The sequence below is a fragment of the Streptomyces sp. NPDC057654 genome (genome assembly GCF_042800135.1).
In the GTDB taxonomy this organism is placed as follows: domain Bacteria; phylum Actinomycetota; class Actinomycetes; order Streptomycetales; family Streptomycetaceae; genus Streptomyces.
In genome coordinates this window covers 1-3,419 of the sequence record NZ_JBHVHQ010000904.1, presented here as the reverse complement: position 1 = coordinate 3,419, position 3,419 = coordinate 1, and the positions used below count along the sequence as shown (strand labels likewise).

General features: G+C 70.1%; 4 protein-coding genes. 2 read left to right on the top strand and 2 right to left on the bottom strand.

Annotated elements, in window-relative coordinates:
• Window positions 1-69 (bottom strand): aspartate 1-decarboxylase (locus ACFU99_RS38015; RefSeq protein ID WP_384401576.1); only part of this gene is annotated, 69 nt, incomplete at its 3' end.
• Between the two features lie 525 nt (window positions 70-594).
• Here ACFU99_RS38015 and ACFU99_RS38010 point away from each other — a divergent pair.
• A complete protein-coding gene (locus ACFU99_RS38010) occupies window positions 595-1,548 on the top strand; it encodes an ATP-binding cassette domain-containing protein (protein ID WP_384401570.1) in 954 nt (317 codons plus the stop codon).
• 19 nt (window positions 1,549-1,567) lie between these two features.
• On the top strand, window positions 1,568-2,416 hold the full coding sequence (locus ACFU99_RS38005; RefSeq protein ID WP_384401568.1) for an ABC transporter permease: 849 nt from the start codon (window positions 1,568-1,570) through the stop codon (window positions 2,414-2,416).
• 92 nt (window positions 2,417-2,508) lie between these two features.
• Here the strand turns inward: ACFU99_RS38005 and ACFU99_RS38000 are convergent, their stop codons facing one another.
• On the bottom strand, window positions 2,509-3,321 hold the full coding sequence (locus tag ACFU99_RS38000; RefSeq protein WP_384401573.1) for an alpha/beta fold hydrolase: 813 nt from the start codon (window positions 3,319-3,321) through the stop codon (window positions 2,509-2,511).
• Window positions 3,322-3,419: the final 98 nt, after the last annotated feature.

Sequence of the window (3,419 nt, the reverse complement as noted above, 5' to 3'; positions counted from 1 at the left end):
GACGTAGTGCAGGTCCGCCTGGGTGACGGTCGCCCGATGGATCTTGGACTTCATCATGGTCCGATACATGAGTAATTCACTCCGTAAAATCTGGGATGAAATGCCATCGCGAAGTATCGGCCACACCTGGACACGGCGTGCACCGGCACTGCCGGATACGCGGGGCTACAGCGGATCTTATTCCGGCCGTGCGCGGATTGGCCAACACGGGCCGCGCGCACGGCCGTCGCCGGGGACGCGCCCCGTCGTCCGGCGGGCCGCTGGGAATGGGCGCGGCCAATCCCGGAAGCGGCCGGTGGGGCCGGCGGAGCGGAGATGATTCGCTCATTCCGCTTGTCCCGGGGCGACGGTCCGGGGCGGCCGGTGTGGCGCGGATCTCGCTATCCGGACACCGGGCGGACCCACTCCCCCGCCGGATGTTCATCGGCGGCGTTCATCGGCTGTGTTCACCCGCGATGTGCACCCGCGGTGTTCATGTTCCGGGCGGGAATCTTTGACACTGCATAAATGGTCGCCGTAGCGTGCCGTGCGCGCCGATATGACAACTCGTCATCGGTCACGCGTTGCACATGGGGGTAATAGATGCATGGGCCGATGATCGAGGCAATCGGAATCGGAAAGAGCTTCGGACAGGTCGCCGCACTCTCATCCGTGGATATTTCGGTGCACGCGGGCACGGTGCACGGACTGCTGGGGCACAATGGCGCCGGAAAGACCACGCTGATCAATATTCTCTGCACGGTGCTGCCGCCCGACCGCGGCGCGGCGCGCATCGCCGGCTACGACGTGGTCGGCCAGAGCCACGAGGTGCGCGGCCGCATCGGGCTCACCGGGCAGTACGCCGCGGTCGACGAGAACCTGTCCGGCACCGACAACCTCATCCTCATCGCCCGGCTGCTCGGCGCGAGCCGCCGCCAGGCGCGGGCCCGCGCGCACGAGCTGCTGGAGATCTTCGACCTCACCAAGGCCGCGCACCGGCCGTCGCGTACGTACTCCGGCGGCATGCGCAGGCGGCTGGACCTGGCCACCAGCCTGGTCGGCCGGCCCGATGTGGTCTTCCTGGACGAGCCGACGACGGGGCTCGACCCGAGCAGCCGGCTGGCGCTGTGGGAGGTGGTCGAGGGCATCGTCCGCGAGGGCGCGGCCGTGCTGCTGACGACCCAGTACCTCGACGAGGCGGACCGGCTGGCCGGGGCCATCACCGTGCTCGCCGACGGCACGGTGATGGCGTCCGGGACCAGCGCGCAGCTCAAGTCGCAGGTCGGCAGCCGCGCGGTGCACATCGTGCCGGCCGACCCGGCGGACTCCGGCGCCGTCATGCGGGCGCTCGGCCGGGCCGGTCTGACGCCCGCTCAGGACGCGGTCACCGGCTCGATCAGCGCCCCGGCCGAGACCTCGGCGGATCTGGCCACCGTCGTCCGCGCCCTGGACCAGGACCGGTTGGACGTCACCGGGTTCTCCCTGACCGAGCCGACGCTGGACGACGTGTATCTCGCGCTCACCCACCGGACCGTCCGGGCCGGCCGGCCGACCGCTCTCGCCAACTGACCCCGTATCAGGAGTTGTGATGACTACCCCGGCCATCAGCCCCGCCGCGCCTCCGGTGCGGGTGTCCTCCGCGCCCGGCTGGCCGGCCAGCAGCCGCCTCACCCAGATCGGCGTGCTGGCCGGCCGCTCCCTACGCGCCTTCGTCAACAACCGGCGGCTGTTGCTGTTCGAGCTGGTCCAGCCGCTGATCCTGCTGCTGATCATGAGTCAGGTGTTCGGCAGCATGTCGAACCCGAAGAACTTCCCGCCGGGCGTCGCGTACATCGACTACCTCCTCCCCGGCATCCTCATCACGACGGCCACCGGCACGGCGACGGGGGCCGGCTACAGCCTGCTGTTCGACATGGAGAACGGTGTGCTGTCCCGGTTCCGGTCGATGCCGATCCGGATGTCCTCGGTGCTGGTGGCCCGCAGTCTGGACTATCTGGTGCGGGTCGCGGCGCAGCTCACGGTGTTGCTGGCGACGGCTCTGCTGCTGCTCGACTCGCATCCTCGGGGCGGTGTGCTCGGGCTCGCGGTGGGGGTGCTGCTGACGCTGTTCGTCACCTGGGCGGTGGTCTGGGGGTTCCTGGCGCTGGGGTCGTGGCTGCGCAACAAGGAGGTCGTCGCGGGGATCGGGCCGCTGGCGATGTTCCCCCTGACCTTCGCGTCGAGCGCGTTCGTGCCGACCCATGTGCTGCCCGGCTGGCTCCAGTTCGTGGCCAAGGCGAACCCTCTGACGTACGTGGTGAACGCCGCCCGCCGGGTGGCGCTGGGCTGGCCGATCGGCGACTCCGTGTACGCGGCGGTGGGCGCGACGCTCGCACTGCTGGTCGTCATGGTGTTCCTGGCGGTACGCGGCTTCAACCGCACGCCGTCCGACGGCTGACCCTGCCCGGCGCGGGCCGGCCCGCGGCACGCGCGTATGCGGCCCACCGGTGCTCTCCGGGCCGGTGGGCCGCAGCACGTAGATGCGTGCCCCTACCGCTGCGCGGGCCGGCGGAAGAACTCGACCATGGCCTTGTTGACGGCCGCGGGGTCCTCCAGATAGCCGTAGTGGCCGCAGTCGGCGATCTCGTCGAAGGTCGCGCCCGGAATGGCGTCGGCGACCTCCCGGCCCAGCTTCGCGGGGGTGATCACATCGTCGGCGAACGCGATGACATGGCTGGGCACGGTGATCCGCCGGTAGGCGCGCAGCCGGTCCGCGGGCGGCGCGATGTCCATCTGGACGCGGGTGCCCGGCCCGTCCTGGACCACCATCTCGAAGAGGTCGAGCCAGTCCCGCGCCTGCTCGTCGTGTTCCAGGGTGCGCGGGGAGAGGTTCTGCTGGGCCCGTACGACCGCGGCGTAGCGGGGCGGCAGCTCCAGCCCCGAGTCGTATAGCTCGGCCTCCGCCGTGGCGAGCGCCCGGCCCATGGCGTCCACCCGGCCGCGGGTGGCCATCAGCACCGCCTGCCGCACCAAATCTGGCCGGGACAGGGCGAGTTCCTGGGCGATGTAGCCGCCGAGTGATGTTCCGACGACGCGGGAGGGGCCGAGGCCGAGTGCTTCGATGAGCCCCGCCGTGTCGGCCACCATGTCGTCGATGGTGAATCCGCCGGCGCATTCGTCGGTCGGCGGGATGCCGCGGTTGTCGAAGGTGACGACCCGGTAGCCGGCGGCGGTCAGCGCGGGCACCTGGTGCAGCCGCCACGCGCGGCCGCCGCCTCCGGTGCCCATGATCATTACTATGGGTTCGCCCGAACCGTGGTCCTCGTAATTGATGCGAATTCCGTTGACGGATATCAGTGCCATCGCGATGGATTCCCCCTCACCCCGCGTCGAGCGCCTTGCTGTACGGCGCGAAACTATCAGCTGGGCCCAGGTGTGCCAATGGCGGTCGGCGCGGTACC